This window comes from Dechloromonas denitrificans (assembly GCF_001551835.1).
GTDB classification, from domain to species: domain Bacteria; phylum Pseudomonadota; class Gammaproteobacteria; order Burkholderiales; family Rhodocyclaceae; genus Azonexus; species Azonexus denitrificans.
This window is the reverse complement of the sequence record NZ_LODL01000021.1, coordinates 655208-676065: the sequence shown is the minus strand read 5'-3', so window position 1 is coordinate 676065 and position 20858 is coordinate 655208. Positions and strand designations below refer to the sequence as shown.

Annotated in this window: 20 protein-coding genes; 17 read left to right on the top strand and 3 right to left on the bottom strand. The window is 58.3% G+C overall.

What is annotated here, in order from left to right; translation table 11 throughout:
- Nucleotides 1-3 precede the first annotated feature (3 nt).
- The 17 genes from AT959_RS22030 (at nt 4) to motD (ending at nt 19192) form a co-directional block, all read left to right on the top strand.
- Nucleotides 4-2847 (top strand): methyl-accepting chemotaxis protein, encoded by a 2844-nt coding sequence (locus tag AT959_RS22030; RefSeq protein WP_066884201.1) that lies wholly within the window; start codon nt 4-6, stop codon nt 2845-2847.
- Nucleotides 2848-2849: 2 nt separating this feature from the next.
- The gene (locus tag AT959_RS14325) at nt 2850-3755 is read left to right on the top strand and encodes a CheR family methyltransferase (RefSeq protein ID WP_066884199.1); all 906 of its coding nucleotides are present in this window, start codon (nt 2850-2852) and stop codon (nt 3753-3755) included.
- Nucleotides 3756-3775: 20 nt separating this feature from the next.
- On the top strand, nt 3776-4381 hold the full coding sequence (cheD, locus tag AT959_RS14320; protein ID WP_066884197.1) for a chemoreceptor glutamine deamidase CheD: 606 nt from the start codon (nt 3776-3778) through the stop codon (nt 4379-4381).
- A 55-nt stretch (nt 4382-4436) separates the two neighbouring features.
- A complete protein-coding gene (locus tag AT959_RS14315) occupies nt 4437-5489 on the top strand; it encodes a protein-glutamate methylesterase/protein-glutamine glutaminase (protein ID WP_083518417.1) in 1053 nt (350 codons plus the stop codon).
- 79 nt (nt 5490-5568) lie between these two features.
- Entirely contained in the window at nt 5569-5874 is a 306-nt protein-coding gene (locus AT959_RS14310) for an STAS domain-containing protein (RefSeq protein ID WP_066884193.1), read from the top strand.
- Nucleotides 5875-6046: 172 nt separating this feature from the next.
- A complete protein-coding gene (locus AT959_RS14305) occupies nt 6047-7018 on the top strand; it encodes a chemotaxis protein (RefSeq protein ID WP_066884190.1) in 972 nt (323 codons plus the stop codon).
- A gap of 19 nt (nt 7019-7037) precedes the next feature.
- Nucleotides 7038-7976: a chemotaxis protein gene (locus tag AT959_RS14300; RefSeq protein ID WP_066884188.1), complete on the top strand. Its 939-nt coding sequence runs from the start codon at nt 7038-7040 to the stop codon at nt 7974-7976.
- A 25-nt stretch (nt 7977-8001) separates the two neighbouring features.
- Complete coding sequence (cheY, locus tag AT959_RS14295; RefSeq protein ID WP_066884186.1) at nt 8002-8397, top strand: chemotaxis response regulator CheY; 396 nt, start codon at nt 8002-8004, stop codon at nt 8395-8397.
- 5 nt (nt 8398-8402) lie between these two features.
- Complete coding sequence (gene cheZ / locus AT959_RS14290) at nt 8403-9248, top strand: protein phosphatase CheZ (protein WP_066884184.1); 846 nt, start codon at nt 8403-8405, stop codon at nt 9246-9248.
- Nucleotides 9249-9260: 12 nt separating this feature from the next.
- The gene (locus AT959_RS14285) at nt 9261-11183 is read left to right on the top strand and encodes a chemotaxis protein CheA (protein WP_205629919.1); all 1923 of its coding nucleotides are present in this window, start codon (nt 9261-9263) and stop codon (nt 11181-11183) included.
- Nucleotides 11184-11360: 177 nt separating this feature from the next.
- Nucleotides 11361-12494 carry a flagellar biosynthesis protein FlhB gene (gene flhB, locus AT959_RS14280; protein WP_066884182.1) on the top strand — a complete coding sequence of 378 codons (1134 nt, stop codon included), beginning with the start codon at nt 11361-11363 and terminating at the stop codon, nt 12492-12494.
- Complete coding sequence (flhA, locus tag AT959_RS14275) at nt 12495-14579, top strand: flagellar biosynthesis protein FlhA (RefSeq protein WP_066884180.1); 2085 nt, start codon at nt 12495-12497, stop codon at nt 14577-14579. It begins immediately after the preceding gene.
- Entirely contained in the window at nt 14576-16045 is a 1470-nt protein-coding gene (flhF, locus tag AT959_RS14270) for a flagellar biosynthesis GTPase FlhF (protein ID WP_066884178.1), read from the top strand. The genes flhA and flhF overlap by 4 nt, the downstream gene beginning before the upstream one ends.
- Nucleotides 16038-16925, top strand: a complete 888-nt coding sequence (locus AT959_RS14265; protein WP_066884464.1) for a MinD/ParA family ATP-binding protein — start codon at nt 16038-16040, stop codon at nt 16923-16925. The genes flhF and AT959_RS14265 overlap by 8 nt, the downstream gene beginning before the upstream one ends.
- Complete coding sequence (locus AT959_RS14260) at nt 16925-17677, top strand: RNA polymerase sigma factor FliA (protein WP_066884176.1); 753 nt, start codon at nt 16925-16927, stop codon at nt 17675-17677. Before AT959_RS14265 ends, AT959_RS14260 begins: the two co-directional genes overlap by 1 nt.
- Entirely contained in the window at nt 17670-18410 is a 741-nt protein-coding gene (locus AT959_RS14255) for a flagellar motor protein (protein ID WP_066884174.1), read from the top strand. Before AT959_RS14260 ends, AT959_RS14255 begins: the two co-directional genes overlap by 8 nt.
- On the top strand, nt 18410-19192 hold the full coding sequence (motD, locus tag AT959_RS14250) for a flagellar motor protein MotD (RefSeq protein WP_066884172.1): 783 nt from the start codon (nt 18410-18412) through the stop codon (nt 19190-19192). The genes AT959_RS14255 and motD overlap by 1 nt, the downstream gene beginning before the upstream one ends.
- A gap of 43 nt (nt 19193-19235) precedes the next feature.
- On the opposite strand, the gene AT959_RS14245 is transcribed toward motD, so the two are convergent.
- From AT959_RS14245 to flgA, 3 genes are all read right to left on the bottom strand, one after another.
- A complete protein-coding gene (locus AT959_RS14245) occupies nt 19236-19700 on the bottom strand; it encodes a flagella synthesis protein FlgN (protein ID WP_066884170.1) in 465 nt (154 codons plus the stop codon).
- Complete coding sequence (gene flgM, locus AT959_RS14240; RefSeq protein WP_066884168.1) at nt 19700-19984, bottom strand: flagellar biosynthesis anti-sigma factor FlgM; 285 nt, start codon at nt 19982-19984, stop codon at nt 19700-19702. The genes AT959_RS14245 and flgM overlap by 1 nt, the downstream gene beginning before the upstream one ends.
- 62 nt (nt 19985-20046) lie before the next feature.
- Complete coding sequence (flgA, locus tag AT959_RS14235) at nt 20047-20835, bottom strand: flagellar basal body P-ring formation chaperone FlgA (protein WP_240481841.1); 789 nt, start codon at nt 20833-20835, stop codon at nt 20047-20049.
- Nucleotides 20836-20858: the final 23 nt, after the last annotated feature.

The window sequence follows — 20858 nt, the reverse complement described above, 5'->3', positions numbered from 1 at the left end:
AACGTGCGAACCAATCTTCCTGTGAGCAATGTCGAGGTGACCCTCGGCGACGATACCTTGATCGTTTCGAAAACCGATCTCAAGGGCCAGATAACCTACATCAACAAGGACTTCATCAATATCAGCGGCTTCACTGAGTCGGAACTCGTTGGTCAGCCGCACAATCTTGTCCGTCATCCCGACATGCCGGTCGAGGCCTTCGCCGATTTCTGGCGGGACCTGAAGGATGGACGGCCGTGGACTGGCCTGGTCAAGAATCGCTGCAAGAATGGCGATTTTTACTGGGTGCTGGCGACGGCGACCCCAATCCTTGAAAACGGCCAGGTCACCGGCTACATGTCGGTGCGCCGCAAGGCCAGCCAGGCGCAGATTGCGGCGGCGGATAGTGCCTATCGGCTGTTCCGCGAGAAACGGGCCGGCCGTTCGCAGATCCGTCATGGCCAGGTGGTCAGCGGTGGTCCCGGTCTGTTCGCCGCGCTGTCCTTGAAGAGTCGCATGGTGGCGGGCTTTGCCGCCTTGCTGCTGGCGCTGGTGGTGGTCGCCGGCATGGGGTTGTGGGGTGTCGGGCGCAGTAATGACGCCGTGGAGGGGCTGTATCACGATCGTCTTGAACCGGTACAGGCGCTGGCTGTGATCGGCAAGCTGATGGCCGATAACCGGTCGCAGGTGCTGCTCGCCTTGCAGCACGACCCGAGCGGGGCTTACGCCAAAGCACACGACCACACCCTGGATTTCCATCTCGGGGCGATCGACAGGAATATCGCCGAGATCGGTCGGCAGTGGGAAGTCTATAAAAAAGCGGTTGCCTCGGCCGAGCAGCAAGCCCTGGTCAATGAGTACCAGCAAGCCCGCCAGCTTTTTGTCAGTGACGGTTTGCTGGCAGCACGCGGGGCGTTGGCCGAAGGCAAGTTCGGCGAGGCCAATGAAATCCTGCTCAAGCGGATCAACCCGTTATATACGGAAGCCGCCAAAAAGGCCGACCAGTTGCTGCAGCAACAAAACGAGTTGAGCCGGGCGCAATTGCTGGCCAGCAACGAGGGCTTGGCCCAGTTGCGGCTCTGGGTGCTGCTCCTGGTTGCCGCCGCCTGTGCCGCCGGGGTGGTGATCGCCGGGCTGATCATTCGCTCGGTAACGCGGCCGATCGCCGCCACCATCGAGACCATGCAGTCGCTGGCCAATGGCGATTTCACCCGTAATGTCGATATTTCCCGCAATGATGAAATGGGCAAAGTCTTGCAGGGCTTGCAGTCGATGCAGATTCAGCAGGGCTTCAATGTCGCGGAGAGTATTCGCCTGGCCAACGACAACCTGCGCATCCGCATTGCGCTCGATTGCGTCTCGGCCAATCTGCGCATTGCCGATGACGATGGCACGGTGATCTACGCCAACCGCGGTCTGCTCAATACCTTGCGCAGCATCGAGGACGGCCTGCGGCAAAAGCAGCCGGATTTCTCGGTCGACCGTTTTGTCGGCAGCAATATCGGTAGCTTCTACGAGAATCCGGCCGCCGCGCTGCAGTCGCTGCGTGAATTGCAGCAGACGCGCAGTACGGAAATGGATATCGGTGGGCGAATCTACAACGTCCTGACCAACCCGATCGTCAATGAGCGCGGCCAGCGACTGGGTACGGTCGGCGAGTGGGTGGACCGGACTGCCGAGTTGAATGCCCAGCGTTCGGTCGCCGCATTGATCAGCAAGGCGTCGGCCGGCGATCTCGAAGCGCGGCTCGATACCGATACGCTCGAAGGCTTTTACAAGGAGCTCGGGAGTGGCATCAACAGCCTGCTGGAGACCAGCGGTTCGGCGATCGGCGAAATTGCCGGCTTGCTCGAACGGGTAGCCGGCGGCGATCTGACCTGTACGGTCGATACCGAGTATCAGGGTACCTTTGCCAAGCTGCGCGACGATGCCAACGAAACGGTGACCCGTCTGCGCGAACTGGTCGGAGATATCCAGGGTTCGGCCGACGCGATCAATACGGCAGCCAAGGAAATCGCCTCGGGCAATCAGGATCTCTCCAGCCGGACGGAAGAGCAGGCGAGCAGTCTTGAGGAAACGGCTTCGAGCATGGAGCAGCTGACGGCGACGGTCCGCCAGAATGCGGAAAATGCCCGGCAGGCCAACGGCCTGGCCGGCTCGGCGCAGAATGTGGCGGAGAAGGGCGGCGAGGTGGTGGGGCAGGTGGTCGAGACCATGGCCTCCATCCATCAGGCCAGCACCCGGATTGCCGACATCATCGGGGTGATCGATGGCATCGCTTTCCAGACCAATATTCTGGCGCTCAATGCCGCGGTCGAGGCAGCGCGGGCCGGTGAGCAGGGCCGCGGCTTTGCCGTGGTGGCGACCGAAGTGCGCAATCTGGCCCAGCGCAGCGCGACGGCTGCGAAGGAAATCAAGGGCTTGATTTCGGACTCGGTGGATCGGGTCGAGCGTGGCAATCGTCTGGTCGATCAGGCCGGGCGCACCATGTCGGAAGTGGTCGCCAGCATCAAGCGGGTCACCGGCATCATGACCGATATCGCCGCCGCCAGTCGCGAACAGAGTTCGGGGATCGAACAGGTCAGCCTGGCGGTCGGGCAGATGGATCAGGTGACGCAGCAGAATGCCGCCTTGGTTGAAGAAGCGGCTGCGGCTGCAGAAAGCCTGGAAGAGCAGGCGCGGCAATTGGCCGAGTCGGTGGCGGTGTTCCGGGTCGGGCAGGAGGCGGTCAATACGCCACTGCTGCGGTCAACCCCGCCAGAAGTGCAAAAAGCCGAGGTGAGAAAGCCGGCGCCCGCTGCCAAGCGACTGAGCATGCGCAAGGCGGCATTGCCCGTTTCACTTGATGACGAGTGGGAAGAGTTCTGATCATGGCTGAAATACGTAAGCCGGGCACCACCGGTATCAGTGCATCCGGGCTGGGCGCAACGCGTCCGCTGCCGGCACGGGAAACAAGCCTGCGCGAGTTTTTCTTCTCGACGGCGGATTTCGAGCGGGTCAGAAAGCTGATTTATCAACATGCCGGCATCTCGCTGTCGCCGGTCAAGCAGGATATGGTGTATTCCCGCCTGGCCCGGCGGTTGCGCGCCACCGGTAAGCAAAGCTTCGCCGAGTATCTCGATGCGCTGGAAAAGAATGGCGGCGATGAGTGGGAGCGTTTCGTCAATTCCTTGACGACGAATCTGACCTCGTTTTTCCGTGAACCGCATCACTTCCCGATTTTTGCCGAGCATCTGCGCAAGCTGGGCAGTTCGCGGCCGATCCGGGTCTGGTGTTCGGCCGCCTCGACCGGCGAAGAGCCCTATTCGATCGCCATCACCATCGCCGAAACCTTCGGGGCCAATACCTCGCATGTCTCGGTGATTGCCTCCGACCTCGATACCAATGTGCTGGCCACGGCGCAAAAAGGCGTCTATCCGCTGGACCGGGTCGAGAAGCTCTCGCCCGAGCGCTTGCGCAAGTTTTTCCTGCGCGGCACCGGGACGCAGGAAGGTTACGTTGCCGTGCGTCCGGAACTGAAGCGCCTGATCGAGTTTCAGCGGATCAACCTGCTGGAGCCGAACTGGCCGGTAAAAGGGCCGCTCGACATCATTTTCTGCCGGAGTGTGATGATCTACTTCGACAAGCCGACCCAGTACAAGATCCTTTCCCGCTTCGCGCCGATGATGCAGTCGGATGGCCTGATGTTTGCCGGCCATTCCGAAAGCTTCCTGCACGCCGCCGATCTCTTCAAATCTCTGGGCAAGACGGTCTATGCCCTGAGCAAGCCCCGCTAATCCTATCTCCAGGGAGCCCTGTGCAGCACGCCTACGACGAGCACCTGTCCAGCAATCGCTACTACGACCGGAATTTCGACGCCCCCGCGGCCAAGATACTGCCGGGGGAATATTTCGTTTCCGATCAGGATATGTTGCTGGTTACCGTGCTGGGTTCCTGCGTCGCCGCCTGCATTCGGGATACCGACTCCGGCATCGGCGGCATGAATCACTTCATGTTGCCGGATGACGGCGGGCGGGGCCATGTCAGTTCATCGGCCCGCTATGGTACCTACGCCATGGAAGTGCTGATCAACCATCTGCTGAAAATGGGGGCGCGCCGCAATCGTCTGGAAGCCAAGGTATTTGGGGGCGGTGCGGTGCTAGCCAGCTTGTCGAGCAGCAATGTCGGCGCCCGGAATGCCGAATTTGTGCTTGATTATCTGAAAACCGAAAAGATCCCGGTGGTGGCCAAGGACTTGTTGGATTCATATCCGAGAAAAGTCTACTATTTCCCGACTACCGGTCGGGTTCTGGTCAAAAAACTGCATCGCGTCCATAACGAAACGCTGTTCAGTCGCGAGCGGGACTACAAGGATCGCCTGTCCGTCACCAAGGTCGAAGGCGACGTCGAGTTGTTTATTTGATGCGGGCCTTTGCATCCGCATCTCTTTTTGATGGATTTGTGCCGGATTGATGTCAATGAAGATTCGTGTTCTGGTCGTTGATGACTCTGCGCTGATGCGCGGCTTGCTGACCGAAATGATCAATTCTGCGCCAGACATGGAAGTCGTCGGGGCGGCTCCCGATGCGCCAACGGCCCGGGAAATGATCAAGGTATTGAATCCCGATGTGCTGACGCTCGATGTTCAGATGCCCAAAATGGACGGCCTGGAATTTCTCGAGCGTCTGATGCGTCTGCGGCCGATGCCGGTCGTCATGGTTTCGGCTTACACCCAGGCCGGCTCGGACACGACCTTGAAGGCACTCGAGCTGGGGGCGATCGACTTTATCGGGAAGCCGCGGGCCGACAGCGCGAAGACGATGGAAATCTATGCCGAAGAGTTGGTCGAAAAAATCCGTGCTGCCAAAGGGGCGCGCCTGCGCCGTCAGGTTATGAAGTCAGAGATCGCGCCCGCCGTTGTCCCGTCTGTCAGCACCTCCCTGGCCGGGCGTCCCGCCAGCAGCGGGAAAATCATCTTTGTCGGCGCGTCGACCGGCGGCACCGAGGCGATCAAGGAGTTCCTCCTCGGTATACCGGCCGATTGCCCGCCGATCATGATCGTCCAGCACATGCCCGAATCCTTTACCGGCTCCTTCGCCCGACGGCTCGACAGCCTTTGCCAGCCGACGGTCATCGAGGCGAAAGGCAACGAAAAACTGGAGCCAGGCAAGGTCTTCATCGCCCCGGGCCATTCGCATTTGCAGGTCAAGCGCTCGGCCTCCGGCCTTGTTACCGAACTGCTCGCCACGCCGCCGGTCAATCGGCACCGCCCTTCAGTCGATGTGCTGTTCGACTCGGCGGCGGCAGTCGTTGGCCGGCAGGCGGTGGGGGTGATCCTGACCGGCATGGGCAAGGACGGCGCCCAGGGGCTGATGCGCATGCGTCAGGCTGGCGCCCGAACACTCGGGCAAGACGAAGCGAGTTGCGTGGTCTACGGCATGCCGCGCGAAGCGTTTCTGGTCGGGGCTGTCGAAGAGCAGTGTCCGCTTGACGAGATGGCGCGTCGAACATTGCTGGCAGTGAGTCGCTAATCGCAGGCTGGCGGTTTGCCGCCTATTGCTAAAGTATTACACTAGAAAAAGTTAACCTCGATTTTCGATAGGAAAAACCATGCAAGCAAACGTGATCAAGGATGGGGCCAAGGCGATCATCAAATTGAGCGGTCGTTTCGATTTCAATACCCACCGTGAATTTCGGGGCGCCTACGAACCGCTGGTCGCCGATGCGCTGGTCCGGGCAGTGACCGTGGATTTCTCGGCAGTCGACTATCTCGACAGTTCGGCCCTGGGCATGCTCCTGATGTTGCGCGACAAGATGGGTGGCGCCAACAAGGAGGTCGGCTTGAGTGGTGTTCGTGGTAACGTTAAACAAGTGCTGGATATTGCCAATTTTGGCAAGTTGTTCCAGATTTGCTAAAGTCGGCCCGAGATTGGCCGATACTTTGAATGAGTGCGGGCAGCTCTTGGATTTGCCCGAAATGGTTGGCTGGAGCGCGGTTTGAAGCTCATAGAAAAGCGTGTATCCTAGGTTCGCCTCGGCGCCATAGCCATGAAAACAAGCCGATTGCACGAATTGCGAGGGGATGACGATGTCGGAGTTGCTGAAGAATATTGATGCACGGACCAAGTTGGCCGGCACCAATAAGCTCGAAATATTGCTTTTCTTCCTTGGCGTGGATCAGCGCACTGGTCGCCGCGAGACTTACGGGATCAATGTTTTCAAGGTTCGCGAAGTGATGCGCACGCCGCTGATTACTGCCGCGCCTGATATGCCCTCCTCGGTCGAGGGGATGGTCAGCCTGCGCGGGGCCCTGGTTCCCGTCATCGACCTTGCCAAATACTCGGGGATTTCCGCCGAAACGCCGCGCGAGATAATGATCGTGACGGAGTACAACGGCCATACGCAGGGTTTCCTGGTGGAGGGGGTCGATACCATCCTCCGGCTGGACTGGAGCAAGATGCGGGTGCCGCCGGAAATGCTGACGGCGCAGACCGGCGGCCTGGTCACAGCTGTGACTGAACTTGTTGATGGCCGTCTGGTGATGATGATGGATGTCGAGAAAGTGCTTTCCGAGACGACCAGCATCGACAATGAGATCATGTTCCGCGGTGTCGTGCCGGTAGACCGTCCGGATGTGACGGTTTTCTATTGTGACGACTCCAGCGTGGCTCGCAAACAGATCCAGCGCACCCTTGAAGTCATGGGCGTCAAGGGGGTGGTCGCGGTCAATGGGCGTCAGATGTGGGAAGAGATGGAGAAGGTTGCGAATTTTGCGCAATCAGTTGGCAAGCCGGCCTCCGCGCTGATCAACCTGGTCTTGACCGACATCGAAATGCCCGAGATGGATGGCTATATCCTGACCAAGAAAATCAAGTCTGACCCCCGCTTCAATGGTGTTCCGGTAGTGATGCATTCTTCGCTGTCCGGTATGTCCAATCAGAAACTCGGCCAATCGGTTGGCGTTGACGAGTATGTCCCCAAGTTTGAACCGCAGCGTCTTTCGGAAACCCTGGCTCGTCGCCTGGGCGTGGACGCCGCGACACTCGCCAAAATTGCCTGAGCGCTAGTCGGAGAGAACAATGGATCTTGTTGAAAGCAAAAACCTTCTCGATAGCGTCGATGCCCGTACTCGTCTGGCAGGTTCCAATAAAATGGAAATCCTGCTTTTCTCGCTGGGGACGCGCGAAATATTCGGCATCAATGTCTTCAAGGTGCGTGAGGTCGGGCGTACCCCGCGCATTACCAAGACCCCGAACATGCCGCGTGGCGTCGAGGGGCTGATTTCATTGCGGGGCAATGTCATCCCGGTTCTGTCGCTGGCGCCGTTCATGCACCTCGAAGGTGTACCGCCTGGTCTCGGTAAGACCATGATGGTCGCCGAGTATTCAAAGCGTACCCTGGGTTTCCTGGTGCATGAAGTTGACCGGATTATTCGGGTTGACTGGGAGCGGGTCAAAGCGCCGGAAAGCGTATTGTCGGCCAATCAGGGCTTGATCACTGCCGTCATCGAGTTGGAAGGCGGCGGTTTGGTGTCGATTCTCGACGTCGAGCAGATTCTGGCGAATGCCTTTGGCGAAGCGATGATTGTCGACATTCATCCAGCCCGCGTTGATCCTGAAACCAGCGTTTTCTTCGTTGACGATTCGATTGTCGCTCGCCGCAAAATATCCGAAGTGCTGGACAAGCTCGGTGTGCGCCACAAGCATGCGACCAACGGCATGGAGGCCTGGACGCGTCTGCAAGGAATCGCTGCTCATGCCTTGCAGATTGGCCGGAGCATTCGTGACGAAATTCGTCTGATTCTGGTCGATGCGGAAATGCCGGAAATGGACGGCTACGTCCTCACCAAGAATATCAAGTCCGATCCTCGCTTCGAAGGGGTGCCAGTTGTCATGCACTCCTCACTTTCTTCCGAGGCCAATCGGGCGATGGGCAAGTCGGTCGGGGTGGACGCGTATGTCGCTAAATTTGATGCCGAGGCGCTGGCGGATACGCTGCGCCCGTTGATCGAACGATAACAACAAGTAAGCTCTGGAGTTCTGCATGGCAGCTGATCCGAAAATGAGATTTCTCGTGGTGGATGATTTTTCCACCATGCGTCGTATTGTCCGTAATTTGCTCAAGGAGCTTGGCTTCACCAATGTCGATGAAGCTGAAGATGGGGCAATTGCACTGCAAAAACTGCAGGGTGGTGGCTTTGAGTTCGTGGTTACGGACTGGAATATGCCGAATATGGATGGTCTGACGCTATTGCAGACGATTCGGGCGACACCGACACTGAAGCATTTGCCAGTGTTGATGATCACGGCCGAGGCAAAAAAGGAAAACATCATTGCCGCGGCTCAGGCCGGGGCCAGCGGTTACATCGTCAAGCCCTTTACGGCGGGAACCTTGTCGGAGAAGCTGAACAAGATCTTCGAAAAAATGGGGCAGGCCTGATCATCATGACTGCAACCAATGATTCTGACGATCTCGAGGCGCTCTTTGACTCGATAGCGGGCGATTTTGCTCCGGTGGCAGCCAAGCCAGCCCCAGCCCCAGTCGCTGTGGCCAAGGCACCGGTTACCGATGATAGCGATGATCTGCAGGCGCTGTTCGACAGCGTTGCTGCCGAGACGCAAGCGGCGAAGGTCGAGGCTCCTGGCTCCGCTACCGGGGAACCGACGGGTGAGGAGTGGCCCCGGCAGGAGGCTGTATTCAACCGTATCGGCCATATGGCCCGGCTGCTGCACGATACCCTGGGGCAATTGGGCTACGACAAGCTGCTTTCGCAAACGGTTTCTGCCTTGCCCGATGCCAAGGACCGCCTTGCCTACGTTGCCAATTTGACCGAGCAGGCCGCATGTCGCGTACTCAATGCAACGGATATTGCCTGTCCGCTGGTCGATGATATTGAGAATGGCGCCCGGGCGCTCGGTGAGCGCTGGGACAAGGTATTCGCCAATCAGCTCGGTCCGCAGGATTTCAAGGCGCTGGCAGTCGATACGCGTGCCTTCCTGAATGGACAGTTGCCCGAGAAGACCAAGGGAACGCATGCCCAGTTGACTGAGATCATGATGGCTCAGGATTTTCAGGATTTGACCGGTCAGGTCATCAAGAAAATCGTCAGTCTTGCGCAGGATCTCGAGACCGGCTTGATGGGTGTGCTGCTTGAGGTGTTGCCGGATACCAAGCGCACCGAGGAAGTTAATAGTCTGATGAACGGGCCCGTGGTTAACGCCGAAGGGCGTACCGACGTCGTCGTTAATCAGGAGCAGGTTGATGATTTGCTGGATAGCCTCGGTTTCTGAGGAGGGTCGAAAATGAGCGACTTTGGCGGAATGGAAGACCTTCTGCAGGACTTTCTGCAAGAAGCACATGATTTGTTGTCGGATGTGGACAACAAGCTGGTTGATCTTGAGAAAATGCCGGATGACCGTAGCCTGCTGAACGATATCTTCCGCGGGTTTCACACCGTCAAGGGAGGGGCCGGTTTCCTGAATGCCACCGAACTGGTGACGCTTTGTCATCTGACGGAAAATCTCTTTGACCGTTTGCGTAACGGCGAACTGGAGCTGACCCCCGAGCTGATGGATGTCATCATGGCGGCCACCAAAGGTGTACGCGACATGTTCGGCGAGTTGGGGCAGATGTGCCAGCCGCAGGCGGCCGATGCCGAGGTTATTGCCGCACTCCAGGGGGCGCTCAATGGTGAGTTGCCAGGGGCTGCGCCGGCGCCTGAGGTGATGGCCACTCCGCCATCAGCGGCACCGCAGGCGGCTGTGGCAGGCGAACCGGACTGGAATGTTTTGCACGCCATTGTGACCGGTCAGCCTGCGCCAGCACAGGGCGAGGTGATTACCAAGGCCGAAACCGATGCGGCCAGTGCGCCCGTGACGACCCCTGCGGCAGTGGATGCTGCAACGCAAGTTACCCCGGCCGGGCAGGCACCTGCGCCATCACCGTTCGGTCGGCGTACAACGGATCGCCCTGGCGGCCAACCGACATCTGCCCGGCGTTCGGAAGAGCGTGGTCGGGAAAATACGATTCGGGTCGATACCTCGCGTCTTGATCAGGTTCTGAACCTGTCCGGTGAAATCGGTCTGACCAAGAACCGCCTGACCAGTCTGCGTGCCGATATTCTCGCCGGTAAGAATGATTCCGAAACCCTGCACGCCCTTGATCAGGCTGTCAGTCAGTTGGACCTACTGGTTTCGGACTTGCAAAACTCGGTGATGAAGACCCGGATGCAGCCAATTGGCCGCCTCTTCCAGAAATATCCGCGCATTGCCCGCGATCTGGCCCGTCAGTTGGGGAAAGATGTCGAGTTGGTGCTGGCTGGCGAAGAGACTGAGGTCGATAAGACCATGATCGAGGATTTGGCCGACCCGCTGATTCACTTAATTCGCAACGCGGTCGATCACGGGGTCGAAATGCCGGCCGAACGCCAGGCAGCGGGCAAGCCAACGAAGAGTCTGGTTCGCCTCGAGGCGCGCCAAGAGGGCGATCACATCGTTCTGATCATTGCTGATGATGGCAAGGGCATGAGTGCTGAACGGATTCGGGCCAAGGCTATCGAAAAGGGCCTGATCTCCGAGGAAGAAGCCAATACGCTGGATGAGCGGCAAAGTCTGAATCTGATTTTCCTGCCTGGTTTCTCTACCAAGTCACAGATTTCCGATGTTTCGGGGCGCGGCGTCGGCATGGATGTGGTGAAGACCAATATTCAGAAGCTGAATGGTTCGATCGAAATTCGCTCCGAGCCGGGCAAAGGCTCGGTGTTCATTATCTCCCTGCCATTGACGCTGGCGATCCTGCCGGTGTTGTTGGTGTTGTTGGGGGACCAGCCGTTTGCGCTGCCGTTGTCACTGGTCCGCGAAATTCTGCCGATTGAGCAAAACCGGATTCAGGAGGTCGGCGGCAAGGAAACCTTGGTAGTGCGGGGCGAGGTGTTGCCGGTCATTACCTTGGCCCGCTTGCTTGGCTGGCCGTTGCAGCAGTCTCCGGAGTATGGCGTTTTCATGCAGACGGCGGAGCGTAGCTTCATTCTTGGGGTCGATAGCTTTGCCGGTCGTGACGATGCGGTGATCAAGTCGCTCGAAGACTTCCGGCCTAAGGGTGTGGCCGGGGTGACGACGCTTTCCAACGGGCAGATTGTGCTGATCCTCGACATGAAGGAGTTGTTGACCGATCTCGGCCAGCATTCCGAAATTGGTTCTGGGTTGCGGGCGCTCGATTTCGCTTGATTCCCGTTTTCGGTCAACCACTTGAGAGGGGGCTTGCCCCCTCTTTTGTTTTTAAATGTTTACTCTGTTGTCATGCGCTTGCGGGTGGCATTTGAGAAACAAGCTAAATAAACACCCGTACCTATTTAATTTCCTTGGTTTTTCCTATAATAGCCGCACCTACACCCAAAGACGGCTATGGCGGAAGAGAGCGACCTCGATAAAACAGAAGAGCCTAGTGGTAGGCGAATCGAGCAGGCCCGCGAGCAGGGGCAGGTGCCCCATTCCCGTGAACTTGGCACGTTTCTGGTTTTGATGGTCGCAGCCGCCACATTCTGGATGATGGGGGGGTGGTTGACTGAGGGTGTCATCGCGATGGCCCGCAAAGGTCTGACCATGGAAGTGCGCCATATGCATGAGCCGGCATTGATGCTGCCGCGACTGGCTGATCTTTCGTTGGATGCGGTGCTCGTTTTTTCTCCTTTATTAGCCCTGTTGCTGCTGGCCGCGATACTTCCGCCCTTCTTCCTTAACGCATGGGTGTTTTCAGTCAAGGCGCTGGTTCCTGACCTGGCTCGGCTAAGCCCGCTGACGGGTTTGGGGCGCATGTTCTCTTGGAACAGTCTGATGGAGCTTGGCAAGGCTGTACTCAAGGCAACTTTGGTTGGAGGAATTGCCGCCATGCTGATCTGGAAAGAGCGGGACGAGATTTTCGGCTTGCTCGCGCAACCTCTGGACGCGGGCTTGGCGCATGCCGGCAATCTGATCAGCTATTCCTTCCTGATACTGGTTGCGGCACTTGTTCTGGTTGTCGCCGCTGACGTGCCATTTCAGCTTTGGCAACACTTCCACAAATTGAAGATGACCAAGGAAGAGGTCAAGCAGGAAATGAAGGAAATGATGGGTGATCCGCATGTCAAGGGACGCATCCGCAGCCTTCAGATGCAGGCTGCTCGCAAGCGGATGATGGCTGCGGTGCCGCAGGCCAGCGTGATCGTCACCAATCCGACACATTTTGCAGTGGCCTTGTCCTACCAGGCCGGAATGACCGCTCCCAAAGTGGTGGCCAAGGGGCAGGGAGCGATCGCGCTTAAGATAAGAGAGGTTGGCGCGGAACACGCGGTGCCTCTCCTGGAGGCGCCGCCCTTGGCGCGAGCGTTATACAAGCACGCCGAACTGGATGCCGAAATACCCTCCGCCCTGTATAACGCAGTTGCGGAGGTTCTTGCTTATATCTACCAGCTTGCCAACTGGCGTCAGGTTGGTGGTGCCTATCCGGTTCAGCCGAGCAATTTGCCGGTGCCGCCTGAACTTGTGCCGGAGGCGAGCTAAATGGCTGGCGCTTCGCTCCGGATGCAGAATCTGTTTGGTCGTCTCAATGTGACGCAACTGGCCGCGCCAGTGCTGATCCTGATGATTCTGGCCATGATGGTTCTGCCATTGCCGGCATTTGCACTGGATTTGCTGTTCACGTTCAATATTGCCATTTCGGTGCTGGTCCTGCTGGTTGCCGTGAACACCCAGAAAACCCTGGATTTCTCCGTTTTCCCGACAGTGCTGCTGGTCACCACGCTGCTTCGTCTTTCACTGAATGTGGCCTCGACGCGGATCGTCATGTTGCAGGGGCATACCGGGCCGGATGCGGCGGGCAAGGTTATCGAAGCCTTTGGCCACTTCCTGGTCGGCGGCAATTTTGCGGTCGGTATCATGGTGTTTCTGATTCTGACGGTCATCAATTTTGTCGTGATTACCAAAGGTGCCGGGCGGGTTGCCGAGGTGTCGGCGCGCTTCACGCTCGATGCGATGCCGGGCAAGCAGATGGCGATCGACGCGGATTTGAATGCCGGCCTGATCGGCGAAGAGGATGCCCGCAAGCGTCGTTCAGATATCGCCCGTGAGGCCGAGTTTTTTGGCTCGATGGATGGTGCCTCGAAATTCGTGCGTGGTGATGCGGTGGCCGGTATCGTCATCATGCTCTTGAACGTGGTTGGTGGTCTGGTGGTTGGTGTTGTTCAGCACAACATGGAATTCGCCTTGGCGGCCAAGAATTACACCCTGCTGACCATCGGCGATGGTCTGGTGGCGCAGATTCCGGGGCTGATCATCTCGATCGCCGCAGGTATGGTGGTGACCCGTGTCTCTGACGATCGCGATATCGGTCAGCAGGTAGTGGGGCAGATGTTCAAGAATGGCCGGGCTATTGCGATTACGGCCGGAATCGTCGGTTTTCTCGGCCTGATTCCGGGGATGCCGAATCTGGTTTTCCTGGCGCTGGCCTCGATGCTTGGCTGGTTTGCCTGGAAGATGCTGGAGAAGGAAAAACTGATCGTCGAAACCCCGGTCAAGGTTGCGCCAGCACCAGTTGTGGAAACCGTCGAGGCGACATGGAACGATGTTGCGCCGCTGGATGTGCTGGGTCTGGAAGTCGGTTACCGCCTGATTCCCTTGGTCGATAAGTCGCAGGATGGCGAGTTGTTGCGTCGCATCCGCGGGATTCGCAAGAAATTCGCGCAGGAAGTGGGCTTCCTCGTCTCGCCGGTCCATATCCGCGACAACCTCGAATTGAAGCCGAATGCCTACCGGATACTCCTTAAGGGCGTCGAGGTCGGTGCCGGTGAGGCCTATGCCGGCCAGTTTCTTGCCATCAATCCCGGGCGCGTTGCCGGCACGCTGAATGGTACAACGACCACCGATCCAGCCTTTGGCTTGCCGGCAACCTGGGTCGATGCCAGTCAGCGCGACCAAGCTCAGGCCTACGGATATACCGTGGTTGATGCGTCCACTGTGGTGGCCACCCATCTCAATCACCTGATTCTGACCCATGCTTCCGAATTGCTCGGTCGTCAGGAGGTTCAGCAGTTGCTCGAACACTTGGCCAAGGAAATGCCCAAACTGGTCGAGGACCTGGTTCCCAAGGTGTTGCCGCTGGGCACTCTGCAAAAGGTCCTCCAGGGGTTGCTCGACGAAGGTGTGCATATCCGCGATATGCGGACCATCATCGAAACAGTCGCCGATCACGCGACCCGTACCCAGAATGCTGATGAATTGATCACCCAGGTTCGCAACGCACTCGGTCGAGCCATCGTGCAACAACTGTTCCCGGGTACTGGCGAAATGCAGGTGATGTCCCTCGATCCGGCGCTGGAGCGCTTGCTGGCGCAAGCCGTGGCCGGTGGTACGGGAAATACAAGTTTTGAGCCGGGCCTGGCCGATACCCTGGTCCGTGAAACCGCCGCCGCTTCCGAGCGTCAGGCAACGCTTGGTCTGCCGGCAGTATTGCTCGTGCCTGCCAGTCTGCGTCTGCTGCTCTCCCGCTTCCTGCGCCGCACCGTGCCTCAGTTGAAGGTGCTGGCCCATAACGAAGTTCCAGAAACACGAATTATCAAGGTCACCTCGATAATCGGAGGTAGAACATGAACGTCAGAAAATTCATCGCCGCCAATGCAAGGGATGCCTTGAGGAAAGTGAAGGAAACGCTCGGTAACGATGCGATCATTTTGTCCAATCGCGGAATTCCTGGCGGGGTTGAGATCATGGCCGTCGCCGCGCGCGATATGGCGATGATCGTTCCGACTCAGGTGGCCGATACGACGCCACCGGACCGACGACCAGCGATTGCCGAAATCGATGACGATTACCGGGTTTCCCTGAGTTCGGCCCGCGCTCAGGCGGCTCAAGGTGTGCCGCCGCGCGTTCAGACGCAACCGGCCCCGATGGCGGCACGGCCGGTCGCGCCGGCCGCCGCGCCGCGTCCGGTTGCGACTGTGAATGCCGCTATTCCCCGAACGGGGGCGTTGCGTAATCTGGAAATGGGGCGTCCACAACAGTCGACCGCAGGATTCACGCCGCCGCCGGTACAAAAGCCAGCGCCATCGCCGGCGCCGCGCATCCAGACGCAAGCCGGCCCGCCGCCGCGCCGGACCGAGGCAGACGTAGTGCCGATGGAAGTGATGGACGAAATTCGCTCCCTGCGCAAGATTGTCGAGCAACATCTGGCCGGCTTTGCCTGGGGCGAGGCGGCGCGTTCCGAGCCGGTGAAGACGGATGTCTTGCGCCAGATGCTGGACGCCGGCTTTTCACCACAGTTTTCCCGCGACCTGCTGGCGGATTTGCCGATGGAGATGGATGGCCTGCAGGCGATGGCCTGGGTCAAGGGGGCGGCAGACCGCTCGTTGTTTACGATAGGTAACGAAAGCGACATCGTTGATCGTGGCGGGATTTATGCCCTGGTTGGCCCGACCGGTGTCGGCAAGACCACCACGACGGCCAAGCTTGCTGCCCGCTGTGTTCTGCGCCACGGTCCGAGCAAGGTTGCGCTGGTCACTACTGATGGCTACCGGATTGGCGCGCACGAGCAACTACGGATCTACGGTCGTATCCTCGGGGTTTCGGTTTATCTGGTCAAGGACGCCGCCGAGCTTCGTCAGACCCTGGTCGAACTTCAGCATAAGCATATGGTGCTGATCGACACCATGGGGATGAGCCAGAGGGACAAACTGGTTCCGGAACTGACCGACATGCTCGCCGGCTGTGATGTTCAGCGCCTGCTGCTGCTTTCCTCGACGTCGCGCGGCGATACCTTGGATGATGTGGTGCGGGCTTACGAAGGGGATAACCTCGCCGGCTGCATCCTGACCAAAATCGACGAGGCCGCCAGTCTGGCGACGCCGCTCGACGTCATCATGCGCCATGGCTTGCGGCTGCACTATGTTTCAAATGGGCAGCGTGTGCCGGAAGATCTGCATTTGCCGAACCGCGGCTATTTGTTGCACCGTGCTTTCAAGGACGTGCCGGAAAGTTCGCCGCACAAATACGATGGTGTCGAACCTGGCTTGATGATGGCCAATGCCGGCATGATTGCGGCTGGAGCGCGCCGTGGCTGATTTTCGGGTGGATCAGGCGGCAGGCTTGCGTCGTCTCCTTGGTGGCGGGCAGTTGCAGGTCGTCACTTTCGTCGCGGGCTGTGAAGGTGTCGGGCGTAGTGTTGCGGTCGCCAATATTGGCGTGGCGCTTGCTCGCCTGGGCAAAGAGGTCTTGATCATCGACGAGCATAGCTCGCGTGACGATATTGCCTCGACATTCGGCTTGCTGGCGCGCTACGACTTGTTGAACGTGGTGCAGCGCGAGCTTGACCTGCCGCAAGTCCTGTTGCAACCGATGAGCGGCTTGCGAATCTTGCCGGCGGCCAAGGCAGTCAGGACGCTCGGGCGCCTCTCGCTAGCGCAGCAGCAGACCTTGCTGGATGCCATGTCGGGCCTGGAGCGACCGGTCGATGTTATCCTGGTTGATGCCAGCATGGCACATCCGCATGGCTTCTCGCCTTTTGGTCTGGCCTCCCAGGAGGCGGTCGTCGTCCTGTCCGGGAGCGGTGCGTCAATTACCGAAGCCTATTCGCTGATCAAAAAAGTCAGTCATGCGTTTGCCCGTAAGCACTTCCGGATCCTGGTAAACAAGGTTCGTAGCCAGCCCGACGCCCGTTCAATTTACGAGAACATCGCCCAAGTCGCTGCGCAGCGGGGGGTTGCCCGCCTCGACTACGCCGGTGCCATTCCGCTGGATGAATCGCTGCGTCAGTCGGCTCAGTTGTGTCGGCCGGTTCTTGTCCAAGCCCCTGACTCTCCGTCGGCGCATGCCTTCCGTGATATTGCTTCCGATCTGCTCTATTGGCAGCGCAGCGATAGCGAGGTGGGTGGTGTCGAGCAATTCATGCAGCAACTGCTACACTTGAGCCAACGCATAACCCCGAACGTACTCCGAGCCTGATGTATACCGCTGCCGGGCAGCCTGACAAGGAACAGTTGGTTCAGCGCTTCGTGCCGCTGGTGAAACGCATCGCCTACCATTTGATGGCCCGCTTGCCGGCCAGCGTTCAGTTCGAAGACCTTGTTCAGAACGGCATGCTCGGTTTGCTGGATGCGATGGACCGGTACGAGACCGGTTTTGGTGCTCAATTCGAGACCTATGCGACCCAACGCATTCGTGGTGCGATGCTTGACGGCCTGCGGGAAAATGATTGGTTGCCGCGTAATCTGCGCCGCGAGTTGCGCCGGATTGAGGCGGCGATCAATCAGTTGGAGCATGAGCATGGCCGGGCGCCGTCCGAGAGCGAACTGGCTGAGACGCTTGGCATATCGCTGGCCGATTACCAGAAAACCCTGCACGATGCGCGCGGACATCAACTGGTCTATTTCGATGATTTTGGCGGTGATGGCGACGAGGATTTTCTCGAGCGCCATTTCACCGACAATAGTGCGGACCCGGCAAACATATTCGAGGACAAGAACGTCAAGGAGTTGCTGGTCAAGGCGATTGGTCGCTTGCCCGAGCGGGAAAAGTTGATGATGGCCCTGTATTACGAGCAGGAACTTAATTTGCGGGAAATCGGCGAAGTAATGGGGGTTACCGAGTCCCGTGTCTGCCAGTTGCACAGTCAGGCAATAGCGCGTCTGCGCAGTCAGTTGGTTGGTGATGCACCGCTCGCCAAGAAGCGGGGCAAGGAGAAAACCGGTGGATAAGATCAGTTTGGCCGGTCTGGCCATCGGTATGGTCGCTATTGTCGGTGGCCAGGTGCTGGAAGGTGGTCATGTCAGCTCTCTGGTGCAGCCAACCGCCTTGCTGATTGTCTGTGGCGGCACGCTGGGTGCGGTGCTGCTGCAAAGTCCGCTGCATATTTTCAAGCGCGGCATGTGGATGGCCAAGTGGGTGTGGGCGCCCCCGGTGATTGAACAGAAACGCATGATTGACCAGATTCTCAACTGGAGTCAGCTATCTCGCCGTGAAGGTCTGCTGGCGCTGGAGAACCATATTCCGGGCATCAAGGATCAATTCACTAAGAAGGGACTGCAGTTGCTGGTTGATGGCGCCGATCCTGAGCGCATTCGTGAACTGCTTGAGGTCGAAATCAACACCTTTGAGGACGAGTGGCGGCAATCAGCCAAGATCTGGGAGTCGGCGGGGGGGTACTCGCCAACGATCGGTATTCTGGGGGCGGTCATGGGCTTGATTCACGTGATGGAAAATCTCTCGGATCCGACCAAACTTGGGTCAGGTATCGCCGTTGCATTCGTTGCGACGATCTATGGTGTTGGTTTGGCCAACCTGATCTATCTGCCGATTGCCGGCAAGCTGAAGTATTACATCATGCGTATGGTTGCCTCCAGGGAGATGCTGATCGATGGCCTGGTCGGCATCGCAGTTGGTGACAATCCGCGCATCATTGAAAGCCGCCTCAAGGGTTATCTACTGTAATGGCTCGCAAGCGTCGTGAGGAGGAGCACGAGAACCACGAACGCTGGCTCGTTTCCTACGCCGATTTCATCACGCTGCTTTTTGCCTTTTTTGTCGTGATGTACGCCATTTCGTCAGTTAACGAGGGCAAGTACAAGGTGCTTTCCAATTCGCTGACCAATGCTTTCCGGAATGTGACGGGCCAACCCGAAGGGCCACCGATTGCTGTAATTCAAGGGATGCCACCGATCCCGCCGCGGCCACTCGCCAAGCCGGACAAGCTGCCTGATCAGAAAAAGCTGGAGCAGCGCCAAAAAATGAAAAACGTTGCCGGCAAACTCATGAAAGCCTTGCAGCCGCTGGTGGCGCAGGGGAAGGTTCGATTGCTCGAAACCAGTAGGGGCGTCACGATTGAAATCAACGATAGCATTTTGTTCCCGGCTGGTCAGGCCAAGCTGCAGCCGGCATCAATCAATGCCATGCTGGCCATTGCGCAGGTCTTGGCTGTCTCTGATTTTCCGATCACCATTGAGGGTCATACCGATAATGTACCGATTGCAACCCCGCAATTTCCATCGAATTGGGAATTGTCTGCGATGCGGGCGACCACCGTATTACGTCTGTTCAATGATGGTGGTGTGGGAGCAGAGAGGTTGACCGCTATCGGCTATGGCGAGACGCGTCCTGTCGAAACCAATGTGACGACCGAGGGGCGCGCCCGCAATCGACGGGTCAGCATTCTGATCGACTCCAATCGCCCGGAAGAGCCACTGGAGATTCAGGAAGGGCGGAGTAATCGATGAGTTTAAGGCAAGGCGGCGCAAGCCTTGCTGTCAGGCCGCCTGCTCAGGCTGAGTCGACGATACGGCTGCCTGAAGTTGACGAGGTTTGACCGTCGCTGCCGTACAGCGTGTTCTTCTGAAATTGCTGGGTGAGCACGGCCAATAACTCTCCCGTTTGATGCAGATGCATCTTGATCAGTTGGCCGTTGAGTTCGTGCAATTGTTTGGCTTCGCGAGCCAAATCCATTAGGTGCTTCCAGCTTGATGCGATGTCCTTCTGCTCGGGATTGGCGGCAAGCCAGCGCGTCATTGCGGAGCGAGCGTTCTCACCCGCGTCGGCGCCAAGTGCCACGCCGCGCTCCTGCTCGATAGCATTCAGCGCTTCGACCAAGCGGAGCTTTTGTTCGCTGATGGCCGGCAAGGCACTCGCATCCGCTCGTTTCAGCGCATCCTGCTCAAGCTTCAGCAATGCGATGAACTCGGTTAGCTGAGCGGTTTCCCGGGCAGCAATCGCGGCCAGCTTATGCATCAGGCTTCACGTTTACTGCTGGAGTTGACCAGGTCGCGTGCCGATTCGATCAGCCGGTCGGCAATGGCCTCCGGATTGATTTTGAAACGCCCCTCGGAGATGGCCTGCTTGATTTCCTGAATTTTTGCCGTGTTGACCGGCGGCTTCTCGCTGCTTTGCAGGCTGCCGGCCAGTTGGCTGAGGCTGACCGCCTCTTGCGCCGAGCCAGTGCTGGCGGCAGGGGTTGCCGTCTGACGCTGCGTTACGGGCGGTGTCGTAGGTATATATGAACTGTCGATTTTCATTTTGATCTCGCAATACTTTAGAACTCAATCCGGATAACGACCAATTTAGCTGAAACTTTAGCTTAAAAAGAAATTTCTATGCTGCCGTCGCTTTTGGCGATACCGCTGACGGTCTGCCCGGATGGCATGCGGATTTGGGCAATCTGTCCTTCGCTGGCGTTGGAAAGAGCTCTGCCTTCACTGCTGACGGCGAATCCCGAGCCCTTTGATAGCACACGAACGGTTTGTCCCTGGCGAATGACCATCGGTGCGAGCAGTTGATTGTCGCGGAGGGGTTGCCCTGCGCCTAGCGAATTACGCAAGGTTTTACCGATGGCGAGGGCGGGGTCGGCAACAACCCCGGCGGGCAGCGTACTCAAGTCGCCTGTACTGCTGACCAGATCTCCCGGTTGGATGAGCTGGCCGGCTGCCAGGGCGCGGGCGGTGCTGACGTAATTGCCGGTGATGGCGATTTGGACGGGGACCAGCACACTCCAGATGTTGGGGCCGAGGCAGCGGACGCCGACGTGTGTCTTTCCGATCATACGGGTGCCAGGGGGGGAAAACGCCTCATGCGCGGTGCACGGCGGCAACCTGCTGGCGTCGAGCTTGCCCATTGCGATCGTCACCTTGCCGGGTAAGCCTTGTGTCTGGGCGCGAACATACCGCTCGGCAGTGTCCAGGACCGGGTCAAATTCAGCGCAGAGCAGGGGGCTTGCGATGACGAGCAGCAGGGCAAAAAGAAGGCTTCTGGAAGGCATTTCGACATTTTGCCCGACGCCGCTTGGGCATGGGGCAAATAATTGCCTAGCCATGGCGGCAAGTTTTGCCGAATACAGATAAAGCCATTGCCGGATTCTGCCGATTTCCAAGATTTTTCAAGTGGCATGAAGTC

Coding starts and splice junctions, on each gene's coding strand:
- AT959_RS14325 (WP_066884199.1), top strand. CDS start 2,850: ATGGCTGAAATACGTAAGCCGGGCACCACCGGTATCAGTGCATCCGGG.
- AT959_RS14315 (WP_083518417.1), top strand. CDS start 4,437: ATGAAGATTCGTGTTCTGGTCGTTGATGACTCTGCGCTGATGCGCGGC.
- AT959_RS14310 (WP_066884193.1), top strand. CDS start 5,569: ATGCAAGCAAACGTGATCAAGGATGGGGCCAAGGCGATCATCAAATTG.
- AT959_RS14305 (WP_066884190.1), top strand. CDS start 6,047: ATGTCGGAGTTGCTGAAGAATATTGATGCACGGACCAAGTTGGCCGGC.
- AT959_RS14300 (WP_066884188.1), top strand. CDS start 7,038: ATGGATCTTGTTGAAAGCAAAAACCTTCTCGATAGCGTCGATGCCCGT.
- cheY (WP_066884186.1), top strand. CDS start 8,002: ATGGCAGCTGATCCGAAAATGAGATTTCTCGTGGTGGATGATTTTTCC.
- cheZ (WP_066884184.1), top strand. CDS start 8,403: ATGACTGCAACCAATGATTCTGACGATCTCGAGGCGCTCTTTGACTCG.
- AT959_RS14285 (WP_205629919.1), top strand. CDS start 9,261: ATGAGCGACTTTGGCGGAATGGAAGACCTTCTGCAGGACTTTCTGCAA.
- flhB (WP_066884182.1), top strand. CDS start 11,361: ATGGCGGAAGAGAGCGACCTCGATAAAACAGAAGAGCCTAGTGGTAGG.
- flhA (WP_066884180.1), top strand. CDS start 12,495: ATGGCTGGCGCTTCGCTCCGGATGCAGAATCTGTTTGGTCGTCTCAAT.
- flhF (WP_066884178.1), top strand. CDS start 14,576: ATGAACGTCAGAAAATTCATCGCCGCCAATGCAAGGGATGCCTTGAGG.
- AT959_RS14260 (WP_066884176.1), top strand. CDS start 16,925: ATGTATACCGCTGCCGGGCAGCCTGACAAGGAACAGTTGGTTCAGCGC.
- motD (WP_066884172.1), top strand. CDS start 18,410: ATGGCTCGCAAGCGTCGTGAGGAGGAGCACGAGAACCACGAACGCTGG.
- AT959_RS14245 (WP_066884170.1), bottom strand. CDS start 19,700: ATGCATAAGCTGGCCGCGATTGCTGCCCGGGAAACCGCTCAGCTAACC.
- flgM (WP_066884168.1), bottom strand. CDS start 19,984: ATGAAAATCGACAGTTCATATATACCTACGACACCGCCCGTAACGCAG.